We start from the raw sequence: 16,412 nt of genomic DNA, 5'->3' as shown, positions 1-16,412 counted from the left end.
TTATGTGTGAAAACGTGATTTCTCGCTGGCTTTTTCGCTGGAGGCGCGATGGGATCGTAAAATTCCCCGACATTTCCGGCGGTGCGCGCTTTGTCCTTCGGTGGGAACTCCCATCAGCGTTCAAGCAGGTCAAGGACAAAACGGCATTGCCCATCGAGTTGGCCTGAATGTCGATATCCCACGCGTAGCCCGGGTAGAGCGATAGCGAAACCCGGGGTCATCGGTGGCTCGGGCGGGTTTTCCGGCGTCGGGCCTTTGGCCCTCGGCCGGGCTATGGCAGACGAAAAAACGGCGACCGCAAGGTCGCCGTTTTTCTTTGCTGGTGCCGAAGCAGGATTACTTCTTCTTCCTCGCCGGCGGCACATCCGTACAACTGCCGTGCGCCACTTCGGCGGCCATGCCCACCGTCTCGCCCAGGGTCGGGTGCGGGTGGATGGTCTTGCCGATATCGACCGCGTCCGCGCCCATCTCGATGGCCAGGCACACCTCGCCGATCATGTCGCCCGCCGAGGGGCCGACGATGGTGCCGCCGATCACCCGATGCGTTTCCGCGTCGAAGATCAGCTTGGTGAAGCCGTAGTCGGCGCCGTTGGCAATCGCCCGGCCGGAGGCCGCCCAGGGGAACTTGGCGGTTTCCACCTTCTTGCCCTCGGCCTTGGCCTGCGCCTCGGTGTAGCCGACCCAGGCCACTTCCGGGTGGGTGTAGGCCACGCCTGGGATCACGGTGGCGTCGAAGGCCGCTTTCTCGCCGGCGGCCACTTCGGCGGCCACGTGGGCTTCATGCACCGCCTTGTGCGCCAGCATGGGCTGGCCGACGATGTCGCCGATGGCGAAGATGTGCGGCACGTTAGTGCGCATCTGCGCATCGACCGGGATGAAGCCGCGATCGGTGACGATCACGCCGGCCTTGTCGGCATCGATCTTCTTGCCGTTGGGGCTGCGCCCGGCCGACTGAAGAATCATGTCGTACTTGACCGGCTCGCTTGGCGCACCTTCCCCTTCAAACGTGACATACAGACCATCGTCCTTCGCCTCGACGGCGGTGGTCTTGGTCTTGAGCATGATCTTGTCGAAGCGGTGGGCGTTCTGCTTCTCCCACACCTTGACCGCATCGCGGTCCGGCCCGGCCATGAGCGCGTCCATCATCTCGACCACGTCGATGCGCGCGCCGAGCGAGGAATACACGGTGGCCATCTCCAGGCCGATGATGCCGCCGCCGATCACCAGCATCTTGCCCGGCACCTGGCGCAGCTCCAGCGCGCCGGTCGAATCGACGATGCGCGGATCTTTCGGGATGAAGGGCAGATGCACCGCGGCCGAGCCGGCGGCGATGATGCACTGCTTGAAGCGGATGACCTTCTTCTCGCCGGTCTTGTCCTGCCCCTCGCCGGTGGTCACTTCGACCTCGACATGGTTCGGATCGAGGAAGTGGCCGTAGCCGCGCACCATGTCGACCTTGCGGCCCTTGGCCATGCCGGCCAGTCCGCCGGTGAGCTTGCCGACCACGCCTTCCTTGTGCTTGCGCAGCGCGTCCAGATCGACCTCGGGCTTGGCGAAGCCGATGCCCGCGCCGCCCATGTGCTGCGCCTCGTCCATCACCGCGGCCACATGCAGCAGGGCCTTGGAGGGGATGCAGCCGACGTTCAGGCACACGCCGCCGAAGGTGGCGTAGCGCTCGACGATGACGGTCTTGAGGCCGAGGTCGGCGGCGCGAAAGGCGGCCGAGTAGCCGCCCGGGCCGGCGCCGAGCACCAGCATGTCGCACTCGATGTCGGCGCCGCCGGCATGCGAGGCGGCCGCGGGGGCGGCCACGGCGGCTTGCGCCGGCGCGGCGGCAGCGGCCGGGGCCGCGCTGGTTGCAGCGCCAGCCGCCTCGACCTTGATCAGCACCGAGCCCTCGGAGACCTTGTCACCGACGCCGACCAGCACTTCCTTGACCACACCGGCGGCCGAGGAGGGCACGTCCATGGTGGCCTTGTCGGATTCGAGCGTGGCGATGGCCTCATCGACCGCGATGGTGTCGCCGACCTTGACGAAGAACTCGATCACCGGCACATCGGAATAGTCACCGATGTCGGGTACCTTGACCTCGACCACGCCCCCGCCGGCTGCCGCCGGTGCGGCCGCCGGTGCCGGCGCGGGGGCTGCTGCCGGTGCCGGGGCTTGGGCGGCGGCAGGTGCCGCAGCTGCGCCGGCGCCCGCGGTGTCGACCACGATCAGCACGCTGCCCTCGGCCACGCGGTCGCCCAGGGCGACCTTGACTTCCTTGACCACGCCGGCGACCTCGGAGGGCACGTCCATGGTGGCCTTGTCGGACTCGAGCGTGACGATGGCGTCATCGACCGCGATGGTGTCGCCGACCTTGACGAACAGTTCGATCACCGGCACATCGGCGTAATCGCCGATGTCGGGGACTTTGACTTCAACTTGGCTCATGTCGTGGCCTCCTTAGAGCATGACCCGACGGAAGTCGGCCAGCAGTTGGGCGAGGTAGACGTTGAAGCGGGTGGCCAGCGCGCCGTCGATCACGCGGTGATCGGCGGTCAGCGACATCGGCAGGGTCAGGCGCGGCACGAACTGCTTGCCGTCCCACACCGGCTTCATGGCCGACTTGTTGACACCGAGGATGGCCACTTCGGGCGCATTGACGATCGGCGCGAAGTAGGTGCCGCCGATGCCGCCCAGCGAGGAGATGGTGAAGCAGGCGCCGGACATGTCGGCCGGGCCGAGCTTGCCGTCGCGCGCCTTCTTGGCCAGCGCGCCGGTTTCGGCGGCGATCTCGAACACGCTCTTCTTGTCGGCATCCTTGACCACCGGCACCACCAGACCATTCGGTGTGTCGGCGGCGAAGGCGATGTTGAAGTACTTCTTGAAGACCAGGCTCATTTCACCACCACTCGCGTCGAGCGAGGTGTTGAACTCGGGGAACTCCTGCAGCGCGCGCACCGAGGCCTTGATGATGAAGGCGAGCATGGTGAGCTTCTTGCCGGACTTCTCGTGCTCCTTGTTCATCGCCACGCGGAAGGCTTCGAGGTCGGTGATGTCGGCGTCTTCGTGATACGTGACGGCCGGGATCATCACCCAGTTGCGGGCGAGGTTCTGGCCAGAGATCTTCTTGATGCGCGACAGCGGCTTGACCTCGACCTCGCCGAACTTGGCGAAGTCGACCTTCGGCCAGGGCAGCAGATCCAGGCCACCGCCGAGGCTGGCGCCGGCGGCTGCCGGGGCAGCCTTGCCCGGGACGACGCCGGACTGCATGGCGCCCTTGACGAAGGCGGTGACATCGGCCTGGGTGATGCGGTTCTTCGGACCGGTGGCCTTCACCTGCGCCAGATCGACGCCCAGTTCGCGCGCATAGGCGCGGACCGACGGGCTGGCGTGCACCTTGCCGCCGAGCTTGACCGCGCTGGCGACAGCAGCAGGGGCTGCTGTCGCGGTGAGGGGTGATTGGGTATTGGTGATGGGCGCCGGAGCCGTGGTCGCGGCTGCGGGTTTTTCACTCACCAATTCCTCTTTACCCATCACTGCGGCGCCACCGGCCGCTTCGACCTTGATCAGCACCACACCTTCGGACACCTTGCTGCCGACGCTGACGAGCACTTCCTTGACCACGCCGGCGGCCGAGGAGGGCACGTCCATGGTGGCCTTGTCGGATTCGAGCGTGGCCACGGCGTCGTCCACCTTGATGGTGTCGCCGACCTTGACGTACAGCTCGATCACCGGCACGTCGGAATAGTCGCCGATGTCCGGCACCTTGACGTCGACCAGGCCACCGCCGGCGGCTGCCGGAGCGGCTGCGGGGGCTGCGGCCGGGGCCGGGGCCGGTGCTGCTGCGGCGGGGGCTGCCGTGGCGCCGGCGCCGGCGGCTTCGAGCTTGATCAGCACGCTGCCCTCGGACACCTTGTCGCCGACCGACACCAGCACTTCCTTGACCACACCGGCGCCCGAGGAGGGCACGTCCATGGTGGCCTTGTCGGATTCGAGCATGGCGATGGCATCATCGACGGCGACGGTGTCGCCGACCTTGACGAACAGTTCGATCACCGGCACGTCGGCGTAGTCACCGATGTCCGGCACCTTGACTTCAATGAGTTGGCTCATGTTCTTGGTCTCCTCGGCGTTCAGACGGACATCGGGTTCGGCTTGGACGGGTCAAGGTTGTACTTGACCAGGGCAGCCGCCACCTTGTCGCGCTCGATCGTGCCTTCGTCGGCCAGGGCCTTGAGCGCCGCCAGGGTGACCCAGTGGCGATCCACCTCGAAGAAGTGGCGCAGCTTCTCGCGGGTGTCGGAGCGGCCGAAGCCGTCGGTGCCCAGCGTGACGTAGCGGTTCTTGACGAAGGGGCGGATCTGCTCGGCGAACATCTTGATGTAGTCGGTCGCGGCGATCACCGGGCCCTGGGCCTTGGCCAGCTTCTGCTCGACATGCGACAGGCGCGGCGTCTCGAGCGGATGCAGCAGGTTCCAGCGCTGGGTGTCCTGACCGTCGCGGGCCAGTTCGTTGAAGCTCGGGCAGCCCCAGATGTCGGCTTCGACACCCCAGTCGGCCTTGAGCAGGTCGGCGGCGGCGATCACTTCGCGGAAGATCGTGCCCGAGCCCATCAGCTGGACGCGCGGGCCTTTGCCCTTGCCGCCTTTCTTGAACGCGTACATCCCCTTCAGGATGTCGGCCTCGGCACCGGCCGGCATCTCCGGGTGCTCGTAGTTCTCGTTCATCACGGTGAGGTAGTAGTAGACGTCTTCCTGCTCGGCGAACATGCGGCGCATGCCGTCTTGCACGATCACCGCGACTTCGTACTGGAAGGTCGGGTCGTAGCTGACGCAGTTGGGGATCAGGTTGGCCAGGATCAGGCTGTGGCCGTCCTCGTGCTGCAGGCCTTCGCCGTTGAGCGTGGTGCGACCGGCGGTGCCGCCGATCAGGAAGCCGCGCGAGCGCTGGTCGGCAGCCGCCCAGCACAGGTCCATGGTGCGCTGCAGGCCAAACATCGAGTAGCAGATGTAGAACGGGATCATCTGCACGCCATGCACCGAGTAGGCGGTGGCGGCGGCGATCCAGTCGGACATGGCGCCGGCTTCGTTGATGCCTTCCTGCAGCACCTGGCCGGTTTCGGATTCCTTGTAGAACATGAGCTGGTCATGGTCTTCGGGCACGTACTTCTGGCCTTCCTGGTTCCAGATGCCGTACTGGCGGAACATGCCTTCCATGCCGAAGGTGCGCGACTCGTCCGGCACGATCGGCACGACACGCTTGCCGATCTGCTTGTCCTTGAGCAGCGTGTTCATGATGCGCACGATGGCCATCGTGGTGGACAGTTCGCGGCCTTCGCCGGAGGCCTTGAGCAGGGCGTCGAACTTTTCGAGACCCGGCACCTCGAGCGCTTCGGCCTTCTGGCGACGGCTGGGCAGGAATCCCCCCAGTTCCATGCGGCGTTCGCGCATGTACTTGTATTCGGCCGAATCCTCGGGGAATTTCAGGTAGGGCAGCTCTTCGAGCTTGTCGTCCGACACCGGAATGCCGAAGCGGTCGCGGAAGCGGGCGATCGAGTCCTTGTCCAGCTTCTTCTGCTGGTGCGAGATGTTCATCGCCTCGCCGGACTGGCCCATGCCGAAGCCCTTGATGGTCTTGGCGAGGATCAGGGTCGGCTGACCCTTGTGGTTCACCGCCGCGTGGTAGGCCGCGAAGATCTTGAACAGATCATGGCCGCCGCGGTTCAGTTGCCAGACCTCTTCATCGGTCCAGTCGGCCACCAGGGCCCTCAGTTCCGGCGTGTTGAAGAAGTACTCGCGCACATAGGCGCCGTCCTTGGCCTTGAAGGTCTGGTACTCGCCATCGACCAGTTCCATCATGCGTTTCTTGAGCAGGCCTTTCTTGTCGCGCTCGAACAGGGCGTCCCAGTGGGTGCCCCAGATCAGCTTGATCACGTTCCAGCCGGCACCGCGGAATTCCGCTTCCAGCTCCTGGATGATCTTGCCGTTGCCGCGCACCGGGCCGTCGAGGCGCTGCAGGTTGCAGTTGATGACGAAGATCAGGTTGTCCAGCTTCTCGCGGGCGGCCATGCCGATCGCGCCGAGCGATTCGACCTCGTCGGTTTCGCCGTCGCCGAGGAAGGCCCAGACCTTGCGCTGGGCCGCTTTCGTCGCATCGATCAGGCCGCGGCTGGCCAGGTACTTCATGAAGCGTGCGGAGTAGATCGCGCACAGCGGGCCGAGGCCCATCGACACCGTCGGGAACTGCCAGAAGTCGGGCATCAGCCACGGGTGCGGGTAGGACGAAATGCCAGTGCCGTTCACTTCCTGGCGGTAGCCGTCCATCTGCTCGTCGGTGAGGCGGCCGAGCATGTAGGCGCGCGAGTAGACGCCGGGCACCGAGTGCCCCTGGAAGTAGATCAGATCGCCGCCGGATTCATGGTCGAGGGCCTTCCAGAAATGCGAAAAGCCCACGTCGTAGAGGGCTGCGGATGACGCAAACGAGGCGATGTGGCCGCCGACGTTGGTGTGCTTGTTGGCGCGCACCACCATGGCCATGGCGTTCCAGCGGATGTAGGAGTGCAGCTTGATCTCCATGTCCGGGTCGCCCGGGTACTTGGGCTGTTGGTCGGCGGGGATGGTGTTGATGTATTGGGTGGTGGCGGAATAGGGGATGTCGATCCCTTCTTCGCGGCCTTCTTCGATCAGCTTTTCGATCAGGAAGTGTGCCCGCTGGGGGCCTTCGTTGGCGATGACACCGCCAAGGGCGTCAAGCCATTCCTGAGTTTCTTGCGCATCCGGATCCGGTTGCACGGTGCTGTTTGTTATGGCGCTCATGCTTCTCTCCTCTCCTCGTGAAGATCGCTGAAGTCAATCCATCGCCCGACACTGTACCGCGCGATGTCGACGATTACACTCCTGGCCGAGTTTCGACCTTTGCGCACTATAAAATGCAATTTCAGGATGCGCAATACGGGATAGCCACAGTCTTCAAAAAAATGGCATACGACAAGTCCATGCGGGGGCTCGCCGGGCCGGTCGACGGGATGTCATGTCGCAGCCCCGACGGAGGGACTGAGACTGAAGGGGACGGAGTGTGTCGGCTCGGCATCGAGCGCGCCGGCAAGGGGGCTCGAACCGGGCGCAGGCTCACGAGGCGGAGGAGGACGCCGCGCCGGCGCGGTCAGCCGTCGGCGGCCACGCGCTGGATAGGCGAGGGCACCGCGGACAGGGGGCGGGCAGGTGACGCGGGAGAGAAAAAGATCGGTCGGGGGTGAGGGAGGGAGGGAGAAACCCCCCGACCGATCGTGAAATTGGCTCTGGTGTGGAGCTCATTGGCCTGCGGCGCGCAGGCGGTCGCGTTCGTACGCAAAGACTACCCGCCCGTTCCGGACTTCGCCCATATACGGTATGGACGCGTCGTCGATCGCTTCGTGATCGGTTTTCGTGAACGGTCGTTCGTAGGTCATAACGACACCTTCAACCCGTTCTTTAAGGCTTTCGAGCGCCTCGCGGATTTTTTCACCTTCGGTGTCGCCTGCCTGCCGAATCGCCGCTGCAAGCACAAGCATCGAATCATACCCCTGTGCCGCGGCAGGGGGAACAGGAATCCGTTCGCTGCCGTATGTTTCCCGGTAGCGGGTCAGGAAGGCGCTGCGGCGGGCGGTCGTGTCCTCGGCGATATAGGTCTGGGGCATGCGTGCGCCCTCGGCGTTGGGGCCGGCCTCGTCGATGAAATTGGACATGCCCAGCGTCCAGCTGCCGATCAGCGGAACGCGCCAGTTGAGGACTGCCATGGCGTTGGCGATATGCGCCAGCTCCGGCCCGATGCCATAGGTCAGGATGACCTCGACGCCGGCGGCGCGGGCGCGGCGCAGATGCGCCGTCATGTCGACGTCGCGCAGGTTGAAGCGCTCGATGACGACCGGGCCGAGCCCGCGGATGGCCAGCGAATGCACCAGATCCAGCTTGCCGAACTGACCGTAGTTGGTGGCGTCGTGAAAGATGGCGATCCGGGTGAAGCCGCGGCGGTCGACCGCCTCCTCGACGATCATCTCGGCCTGGATGCGATCGTTGGCCGATATGCGGAAGACATAGTTGTCGGGGTAGCGCGGCGGCTGGAACTGCTTGGTGAGGAAGGTCCCGGTCGCCACGCTGGTGATGACCGGGATGCGCGCCTGCTGGTAAATCTGCTGCGACGCCAGCGCGACGCCGGTATTGACCATGCCCAGGCCGGCGACCACCTGTTCCTTTTCGACCAGCTCCTGCACCACCTGGGCGCCGCGTTCGTTGCGCGACTCGTCGTCGCGTTCGAGCAGCACCACGGGGCGGCCGAGGATGCCGCCCGAGGCGTTGATTTCCTTGGCGGCCAGGCGAACGCCGTCGCGCATGGACTGCCCCATCGGGGCCGAGCCGCCGGTGAATGGGCCGGTGACGCCGATCCGGATCGGCTCGGCGCTCCACGCCGGCCAAGCCAGCACCGAGCACAGCAAGGCAGCCAGGCATGCGCGCAACAAGTTGGGGTCTCCTCCCGTTTTGCCACCGACTGTAAGACCCGTGCCGAGCGACGCGACATTGGCGAAAACCCCTAGAGCGGGGCGATGACGTATGAGAGGTGGCTATTTCCGCGGCCGGCCGGCGACGCGCGGGACGGACGGGGCCGCCAAGAACACGCCATAGGGAATCACCCGATGTCGCCGCCGCACACGGGGCGCCACAATGCATGGCAGCATTTGCGAATCCAGTCTGCTCCGGGGGCCCCGGGGCGGACGTCCGGCCGGAGGCCAAGGCAATCATGAGCACTGCGCGCGCTCAGGCGCGTACCGAACTGTACTGGACCGTCCCGTATGTGGCGGTGGTGGTGTTCGCCGTCGCCATGCTGGTGCTGGTGTGGGTGCTGCAGCGCCAGGAAACCGAGGTGCAGCGCAACGCCATCGCGCGGGATGTGCAGTGGGCCGAGCAGACCATGCGCCTGCACATGCAGGGCACCGAAGACTTCCTGACCCAGCTGGCCCGCGACCTGGCCGCCGGTTCGCTCGACCTGGACAACTTCCAGCTGCGTGCCAACCAGCACATCGCCAACAACCCGCAACTGGTCAACCTGGTGTGGGTCGAGCCGGGCGAAGTGGTGCGCTGGAGCGCGCCCTACGACACCACCGACTGGCTGGCCGGCGATGTGCTGACCAGTACCCAGACCGTGGCCTTCTTCCGTGCGCGGGAGCTCGGTCGGCCCACCTATGGCGATCCCTACGTCAATCCGCGCGGCGAAGCGGTGCTCGAACTCTATGTGCCGGTACGCCACGGGCGGCGCTTCGTCGGCGCGATGGTGGGGGTGTATGCCATCGACCGCATCGTGCGCCACCTGGTGCCGTCCTGGTTTTCCGAGAAGTACCGCCTGGCGTTGATCGGTCCGCGCGGCGACACCCTGGCCGTCAATTCGTCGGTGCAGGCGCTGGACGAGTCGGTGGCCTATGCCGTCGCGCTCGATCCTCCGGCCAACGGCCTGATGCTGCGCGCCACGGCCTTCCGCACCGTGGGGGCGATTCCGCGCGCGCTGCCGACCATCATGATCGTCGGTTTGTCGGTGCTGATGCTATGGAGCCTGTGGCTGCTGCGCAGCCACATGCGCCGACGGGTGCGGGTCGAGAAGGAGCGCGACCGCCTGTTCAACCTGTCGCTCGACATCCTCAGCATCCTCAGTGCCGACGGCACCTTCCGCCGTTGCAACCCGGCCTTCGAGCGGTTGCTCGGCTACCCGGCGCAGCAGATGCCGGGCCGGCCACTGCTCGATTTCGTGCACGACGACGACATCGTTGCCACCATCGAGCAGCTGCGCTTGCTGGCCAATGGCAAACCGGTGAGTTTCGAGAACCGATGCCGCTGTGCCGACGGGCGCTACAAATGGCTGGTGTGGAGCATCAACCCGGTATCGGAAGAGCAGCTGTTCTATGCCGTAGCGCATGACATCACCGGGCGCAAGGCGACCGAAGAGGCGCTGCGTGCCGAGTCCGCCTTCCGCCGCGCGATGGAAGAATCCGTGGTGACCGGTCTGCGTGCCATCGACCTGAGCGGCCGCATCATCTATGTGAATTCGGCCTTCTGCCGCATGGTCGGGCTATCGGCCGACGAGCTGGTCGGCGCCATGCCGCCTTTCCCCTACTGGCCGGAGGAAGACATCCCGCGCTGCCAGCACAACCTGGAAATCACCCTCGCCGGCCAGGCGCCGGCCGCGGGGTTCGAGATGCGGGTGTTGCGCAAGAGCGGCGAGCGGCTCGATGCGCGTTTCTACCTGTCGCCGCTGATCGACGGCGCCGGCAAGCAGACCGGCTGGATGGCCTCGGTCACCGACATCACCGAGCCCAAGCGGGTGCGTGCCGCGCTGGAGGCCGCCCACAAGCGCTTCGAAGCGGTGCTCGACGGCCTCGATTCGGCGGTGTTCGTGGCCGACGCGCACAGCGACGAGATCCTCTATGCCAACCGCGCCTTCATGGCCCTGCATGGTTTCGACGTGATCGGCCGGCGCGCGCGGGTGGTGACCCAGCCGCAGCCGGAGCTGGGCGACTACCGGGTCGACCCGCGCAAACTGCAGCCGGCCGATGTGCCGATGGAATTGTTCGACGACGAGCTGCGCAATCCCTTGTCAGGCCACTGGTATCACGTGCGCGAGCAGGCCACGCGCTGGGTGGACGGCCGCGTGGTGCGCATGGGCATCGCCACTGACATCACCGACCGGCGCCAGATGGAAGAGATGAGCCGCCACCAGGAAGAGCGCCTGCAGCGCACGGCGCGCCTGGTGACCATGGGCGAGATGGCCTCGACCCTGGCGCACGAGCTCAACCAGCCGCTGGCCGCCATCTCCAACTACGCCATGGGCTGCGTGAAGCGCATGGAGTCGGGCGACTATCGCCAGGAAGAAGTGCTGGCGGCGATGCAGAAGGCCAGCTTCCAGGCCGAGCGGGCGGGCAAGATCATCCGCCGCATCCGCGATTTCGTGCGCAAGAGCGAACCGCGCCGCGCCGCCGTCTCGCTCGACGAGGTGGTGGACGATGCGCTCGGTTTCGCCGAGATCGATGCGCGCAAGGCGGCGGTGCGCGTGCGCCGCGATATTGCGCCCAACCTGCCGCCGGTTTACGCTGACCGGATCATGATCGAGCAGGTGCTGCTCAATCTGGTCAAGAACGGCATGGACGCCATGGTCGATACGCCCGACGAGTGCCGGGTGCTGACCCTGTCGGCGCGGGTCGTGCGCGAAGGGCTGGTCGAAGTGTCGGTGGCCGATCGCGGTCACGGCATCCATGAAGACGACGCCGAACGCCTGTTCACGCCGTTCTTCACCACCAAGTCCGAAGGCATGGGCATGGGGCTGAACATCTGCCGCTCGATCATCGAGTTTCACGACGGGCGCCTGTGGACCGAAGCCAATCCGGAGGGCGGCACCGTTTTCCGATTTACGCTGCCCGTGGAGATTGCCGGTGAACGGACCGTCCGAAGCGCCTGAACAGACCATCTACATCGTCGACGACGACGAGGCCTTGCGCGATTCGCTGGTGTGGCTGCTCGAATCCAACCGCTACCGCGTGGCCCAATTCCCCTCGGCCGAGGCTTTTCTCGCGGCCTACCATCCCGACATGGCCGGTTGCTTGGTGCTCGATGTGCGCATGCCGGGCATGAGCGGGCTGGAACTCTACGAATGCCTGCGCGACCGCCACGCCACCTTGCCGGTGGTGTTCATCACCGGCCATGGCGATGTGCCGATGGCGGTGTCGGTGCTCAAGAAGGGCGCGGTCGATTTCATCGAGAAACCCTTCAGCGACCGCGATATGCTCCAGCTCATCGAACATTGCCTGGCCACCGAGCGCGAGAGCCGCAGCCGCCTGCGCCAGGACGCGGTGGTGGCGCGCCGACTCGACCAACTCACCCAGCGCGAGATGGAAGTGCTCGAACTGATCATCGCCGGCCGGCTCAACAAGCAGATCGCCGACGACCTGGGCATCAGCATCAAGACCGTCGAGGTGCATCGCGCACGGGTGATGGAAAAGATGGAAGCCAATTCGCTGGCCGAACTGGTGCAGTCGGTGATGACCTGCGAGGCGGCGCGCGGGCGCTTCGTGACCTGATGGCCTGAGCGCCTTTCGTTCATGCCAGCTCGTCCCCCCAGGACGAGCTGCTCGTCGTTGCAAGTGCTCGCTAAAACCCGAGCTATGGCTGTGCTTCGTGCCCGGATCAGCCCGTCGTTGGAGCGCCACTCGGCCACGCCCGACAAACGCTCAGGCGCCGAGGCCGGGGTAGGCATTGCCGGCGAGTGCGCGACAGGTGTTTTCGCGCGATTGATCCAGATCAACTGTAATTGACTGACCGATCGGTAAATTAATTTCCGGCCGTCAATCCCGACGGTACGCATCGCATTGCGATGCAGGGGCGGTCGGTAGCGTTGCCGGGTTCGGTGCGTTTCCCTACGCCGGATCCGGAGACAGCGCGCATGGCAGCAGCAACCCCCGCGCCGGCCCATAGCCGGCAATTCCTTTCTGGCAACGAAGCTGTCGCCCGGGCCGCCTGGGATGCCGGCGTGCGTGTGGCCGCGGCCTACCCGGGCACGCCGTCGACCGAGATCCTCGAAGTGCTGGCGCGCTATCCCGACCTCTACACCGAATGGTCGGTGAACGAAAAGGTGTCGCTCGAAGTGGCGCTGGGCGCTTCGATGGTCGGCGCCCGCGCGCTGTGCGCAATGAAGCATGTCGGCCTCAACGTGGCTGCCGATGCGCTGATGACGCTCACCGTCACCGGCGTCGAGGGCGGCCTGGTGATCGTGGTGGCCGACGATGTGGGCATGTCCTCCTCGCAGAACGAGCAGGACTCGCGCTACTGGGGGCGCTTCGCCCATGTGCCGGTGCTCGAGCCGGCCGACTCGCAGGAAGCCTACACGCTCACCCGCGCCGCCTTCGCACTGTCCGAACAGTTCCAGACCGCCGTCATCGTGCGCCTGACCACCCGTGTCTGCCATGTGAAGGGGCTGGTGACACCCGGCGAGCGCGAGACGCATGCGCCCACCGGTTTCGACAAGAACCCGGCACGCTGGGTGATGGTGCCCGGCCATGCCAAGCCGCGCCTGCCGCTGATGTTCGAGCGCGAGGCGGCGCTGCGGGCGGCGGCCGAGGTCTCCGAATTCAATGTGCTCGACGCCGGCAGCGACATGCGTGTCGGTTTCGTCACCGCCGGCCCGGCCGGCATGCATGTGCTCGATGCCTTTCCCGACGCGCCGGTGCTGCGCCTGGGCTTCTCGTGTCCGGTGCCGATCGAGCGCATCCGCGCGCTGGCCGCCACGGTGGGGCGGCTGGTGGTGGTCGAGGAGACCGAGCCGCTGCTCGAGACCGAGTTGCGCGCCGCCGGCATCGCTTGCCACGGCAAGGACATCCTGACGCGGCTGGGCGAGCTGTCGCCCGATATCCTCAAACCGGCCGTCAGCCGTCTGCTGGCCGGCGAGGCGCCCGAGCTGCCCGCGTCGCCGCCGGCCCAGACGGTGTTCCCGCGCCCGCCCACGCTGTGCGTAGCCTGCCCGCACCTGGGCGTCTATTACACCCTGTCGCAGCTGCGCAACGTGCTGATCTCCGGTGACATCGGTTGCTACACCCTGGGCGCCGGCCACCCCTGGAACGCGCTCGACACCTGTATCTCGATGGGTGCCTCGATGGGCATGGCGCTGGGCATGGACAAGGGCCGCGGCGCGCAGGACGCCAACAAGAAGATCGTCGCCGTCATCGGCGATTCGACCTTCATGCACATGGGCATGCAGGGCCTGCTCGACATCACCTGGAACCGCGGCAACGTTACCGTCCTGCTGCTCGACAACCGCACGGTCGGCATGACCGGGGGCCAGGACAACCCCGGCTCGGGCCGGGACATCCACGGCAACGAAGCGCCACGGGTGGACTTCGCGCAACTGTGCGAGGCGCTCGGCGTGCGCCGCGAGCGCATCCGCAAGGTCGATCCCTACGAGTTGCCGACGCTGTTCAAAGCACTGCGTGAGGAGACGAAGATCGACGAGCCCTCGGTGATCATCACCGACCGGCCCTGCGTGCTGATCGGCGACTACAAACCCACGCCGGCCTACCGCGTCATCGACGACGCCTGTACCGGCTGTGGCAACTGCCTCGACGTTGGCTGCCCGGCCATCCATGTGACGCGCCGCGGCCAGCAGAGCAAGCCCTCCGGCAAAGTGGTGGATCTGGCCTTCGTGCGCATCGACACCGCCGCCTGCACCGGCTGCGGGCTGTGCGTGCAGCCCTGCGCGCCCGAGGCCATCGTGCATGCGCAGCGGGTGCAACCGCTGTCCTTCATCCGTCAGAACGGGAGTGCGACATGAGCGATGCGATCACCAATATCCTGGTCTGCGGCATCGGCGGCCAGGGCGTGATGACGGCCACCGAGATCCTCGCCGAGGCGGCGCTGGCGCTCGGTTTCGATGTGAAGAAGACCGAGGTGGCCGGCATGAGCCAGCGCGGCGGGGTGGTCACCTCGCACCTGCGCTTCGGCGCGCGGGTGCTGTCGCCTCAGATTGCGCCGGGCGAGGCGGACCTGCTGGTCGGCTTCGAGGCGGCCGAGGCGCTGCGCTGGGTGCACATGTTGCGCCCCGGCGCGACGGTGCTGACCAACGTCGGCCGCATCGTGCCGCCCATCGTCAATAGCGGGCGCTTCGATTACCCGGACGATCCGGTCGGTCAGATCGCCGCACTGGGCCTCAATGTGCACGCTATCGACGCCACCGCCATCGCCCGCGAGTTGGGTGATATCCGCCTGGGCAACACGGTGATGCTGGGGGCCGTGGCCGGGCATTTGCCGTTTCCGGAAGGCGAGCTCGAACAGGCCGTGCTCGCCCGCTTCGCGCAGCGCAAACCGCAACTGCTCGAACCCAACCGCCAAGCCTTTGCACGCGGCCGCGCAGCGGTGGCCGCAGCACGCACCTCGCCCTGAACGCCAGGCACCGAAAAGCGCGCATGCCGCTTCGCACAAGCCCCTGATCCTGCGATAGAATCACGGGTTTTTCCCGAGGGGCAGTTTCGATGTCTGCACGCATTCTCGACGGCAACGCCCTGTCTGCCGATGTTCGCGCCGGACTGGCCGAAAGCGTCAAGGAAATCAAGGCGCGGGGTGTCACGCCCTGCCTCGCGGTGATCCTCGTCGGCGACAATCCGGCCTCGGCCGTTTACGTCCGCAACAAGGTCATCGGCTGCGAAAAGGCCGGCATGCGGTCGCTGCGTTTCGACTTCCCCGCCGATGCCGATCCCAAGGTGGTGCTCGACAAGATCGCCGAGCTCAACGCCGACGACGGCGTGCACGGCATCCTGGTGCAACTGCCCCTGCCGCCGCAGTTCGACGAAAAGGAAGTGCTCGAGGCCATCTCGGTCGACAAGGACGTGGACGGCTTCCATGCCGAGAACGTCGGTCGCCTGTCGCAGGGTCAGCGCGCCTTCTTCCCCTGTACGCCGCATGGCGTGATGAAGCTGCTCGAGGCCGGCAAGGTCGAGGTGAGCGGGGCGGATGCGGTGGTGATCGGCCGCTCCAACATCGTCGGCAAGCCGATGGCGATGCTGCTCACCCAGGCCGGTGCGACCGTCACCGTGTGCCACTCCAAGACGCGCGATCTGGCGTCCCACACCCGCCGGGCCGACATCCTCATCGTTGCCATCGGCCGCCCGATGTTCATCACCGGCGACATGATCAAGCCCGGCGCGGCGGTCATCGACGTGGGCATGAACCGGGTGCCGGCCGGCCTGCCCAACGAAGGCAAGCTGTGCGGCGACGTCGATTTCGACTCCGCCCGCGAAGTGGCCGGTGCGATTACCCCGGTGCCCGGCGGCGTCGGCCCGATGACCATTACCATGTTGCTGGCCAACACGCTCGAATCCGCCGAGCGTCAGGCCGAGCGCCAGGGAGTCTGAGGCATGAGCGAGCAGGTCAAGATCGGCATCATCATGGGCTCCAATTCCGACTGGCCGACCATGCAGGCGGCCGCGCGGGTGCTGGAGGATTTCGGCGTGCCCTACGAGGCGCGCGTGGTCTCGGCGCATCGCACACCCGATCTGATGTTCGAATACGCCGAGACGGCGCGCGGTCGCGGCCTCAAGGCGATCATCGCCGGCGCCGGCGGCGCGGCGCATCTGCCCGGCATGGTGGCGGCCAAGACCACGTTGCCGGTGCTCGGCGTGCCGGTGCAGTCGCGTGCGCTGTCGGGGCAGGATTCGCTGCTGTCGATCGTGCAGATGCCCAAGGGCGTGCCGGTGGCCACCTTCGCCATCGGCGAGGCCGGCGCCGCCAATGCCGCGCTGTTCGCCGTGGCCCTGTTGGCCAACGACGATGCCGCGCTGGCCGACAAGCTCGCCGAGTTCCGCCAGCGGCAGACCGACACCGTGCTGGCGATGGCCTTGTCGCCGCTCGATCAGGGGTGAGGCC

General features: G+C 66.3%; 10 protein-coding genes. 6 read left to right on the top strand and 4 right to left on the bottom strand.

The genetic code is table 11. From position 1 onward, the window contains the following. Positions 1-336: 336 nt before the first annotated feature. From lpdA to I8J34_RS08190, 4 genes are all read right to left on the bottom strand, one after another. On the bottom strand, positions 337-2,436 hold the full coding sequence (gene lpdA / locus I8J34_RS08205) for a dihydrolipoyl dehydrogenase (protein WP_214360912.1): 2,100 nt from the start codon (positions 2,434-2,436) through the stop codon (positions 337-339). Between the two features lie 12 nt (positions 2,437-2,448). Continuing rightward, the gene (aceF, locus tag I8J34_RS08200; protein ID WP_214360911.1) at positions 2,449-4,101 is read right to left on the bottom strand and encodes a dihydrolipoyllysine-residue acetyltransferase; all 1,653 of its coding nucleotides are present in this window, start codon (positions 4,099-4,101) and stop codon (positions 2,449-2,451) included. A gap of 20 nt (positions 4,102-4,121) precedes the next feature. Next, positions 4,122-6,803 carry a pyruvate dehydrogenase (acetyl-transferring), homodimeric type gene (gene aceE, locus I8J34_RS08195; RefSeq protein WP_214360910.1) on the bottom strand — a complete coding sequence of 894 codons (2,682 nt, stop codon included), beginning with the start codon at positions 6,801-6,803 and terminating at the stop codon, positions 4,122-4,124. A gap of 494 nt (positions 6,804-7,297) precedes the next feature. Further along, positions 7,298-8,482, bottom strand: coding sequence for an ABC transporter substrate-binding protein (locus tag I8J34_RS08190; protein WP_214360909.1), 1,185 nt, complete (start codon positions 8,480-8,482; stop codon positions 7,298-7,300). A gap of 278 nt (positions 8,483-8,760) precedes the next feature. Here I8J34_RS08190 and I8J34_RS08185 point away from each other — a divergent pair, with 278 nt between their 5' ends. The 6 genes from I8J34_RS08185 (at position 8,761) to purE (ending at position 16,408) form a co-directional block, all read left to right on the top strand. Beyond that, positions 8,761-11,463: a PAS domain S-box protein gene (locus I8J34_RS08185; protein WP_214360908.1), complete on the top strand. Its 2,703-nt coding sequence runs from the start codon at positions 8,761-8,763 to the stop codon at positions 11,461-11,463. Next, positions 11,438-12,082: a response regulator transcription factor gene (locus I8J34_RS08180; RefSeq protein ID WP_214360907.1), complete on the top strand. Its 645-nt coding sequence runs from the start codon at positions 11,438-11,440 to the stop codon at positions 12,080-12,082. The genes I8J34_RS08185 and I8J34_RS08180 overlap by 26 nt, the downstream gene beginning before the upstream one ends. 362 nt (positions 12,083-12,444) lie before the next feature. Continuing rightward, positions 12,445-14,325 (top strand): thiamine pyrophosphate-dependent enzyme, encoded by a 1,881-nt coding sequence (locus I8J34_RS08175; RefSeq protein ID WP_214360906.1) that lies wholly within the window; start codon positions 12,445-12,447, stop codon positions 14,323-14,325. Then, positions 14,322-14,933 (top strand): indolepyruvate oxidoreductase subunit beta, encoded by a 612-nt coding sequence (locus I8J34_RS08170; RefSeq protein WP_214360905.1) that lies wholly within the window; start codon positions 14,322-14,324, stop codon positions 14,931-14,933. The genes I8J34_RS08175 and I8J34_RS08170 overlap by 4 nt, the downstream gene beginning before the upstream one ends. Positions 14,934-15,022: 89 nt before the next feature. Then, positions 15,023-15,901, top strand: a complete 879-nt coding sequence (gene folD / locus I8J34_RS08165; protein WP_214360904.1) for a bifunctional methylenetetrahydrofolate dehydrogenase/methenyltetrahydrofolate cyclohydrolase FolD — start codon at positions 15,023-15,025, stop codon at positions 15,899-15,901. Positions 15,902-15,904: 3 nt separating this feature from the next. Then, on the top strand, positions 15,905-16,408 hold the full coding sequence (purE, locus tag I8J34_RS08160) for a 5-(carboxyamino)imidazole ribonucleotide mutase (RefSeq protein ID WP_214360903.1): 504 nt from the start codon (positions 15,905-15,907) through the stop codon (positions 16,406-16,408). The last annotated feature ends 4 nt before the right edge of the window (positions 16,409-16,412 follow it).

This window comes from Denitromonas iodatirespirans (genome assembly GCF_018524365.1).
Classification (GTDB): domain Bacteria; phylum Pseudomonadota; class Gammaproteobacteria; order Burkholderiales; family Rhodocyclaceae; genus Nitrogeniibacter; species Nitrogeniibacter iodatirespirans.
The sequence above is the reverse complement of the archived record's forward strand: the minus strand, read 5'-3'. Positions and strand labels throughout refer to the sequence as shown.

Excerpts from the sequence above, each read along its gene's own strand:
- I8J34_RS08175 (WP_214360906.1), top strand. The coding sequence starts at position 12,445 with ATGGCAGCAGCAACCCCCGCGCCGGCCCATAGCCGGCAATTCCTTTCT.
- aceE (WP_214360910.1), bottom strand. The coding sequence starts at position 6,803 with ATGAGCGCCATAACAAACAGCACCGTGCAACCGGATCCGGATGCGCAA.
- I8J34_RS08185 (WP_214360908.1), top strand. The coding sequence starts at position 8,761 with ATGAGCACTGCGCGCGCTCAGGCGCGTACCGAACTGTACTGGACCGTC.
- I8J34_RS08170 (WP_214360905.1), top strand. The coding sequence starts at position 14,322 with ATGAGCGATGCGATCACCAATATCCTGGTCTGCGGCATCGGCGGCCAG.
- purE (WP_214360903.1), top strand. The coding sequence starts at position 15,905 with ATGAGCGAGCAGGTCAAGATCGGCATCATCATGGGCTCCAATTCCGAC.
- lpdA (WP_214360912.1), bottom strand. The coding sequence starts at position 2,436 with ATGAGCCAAGTTGAAGTCAAAGTCCCCGACATCGGCGATTACGCCGAT.
- folD (WP_214360904.1), top strand. The coding sequence starts at position 15,023 with ATGTCTGCACGCATTCTCGACGGCAACGCCCTGTCTGCCGATGTTCGC.
- aceF (WP_214360911.1), bottom strand. The coding sequence starts at position 4,101 with ATGAGCCAACTCATTGAAGTCAAGGTGCCGGACATCGGTGACTACGCC.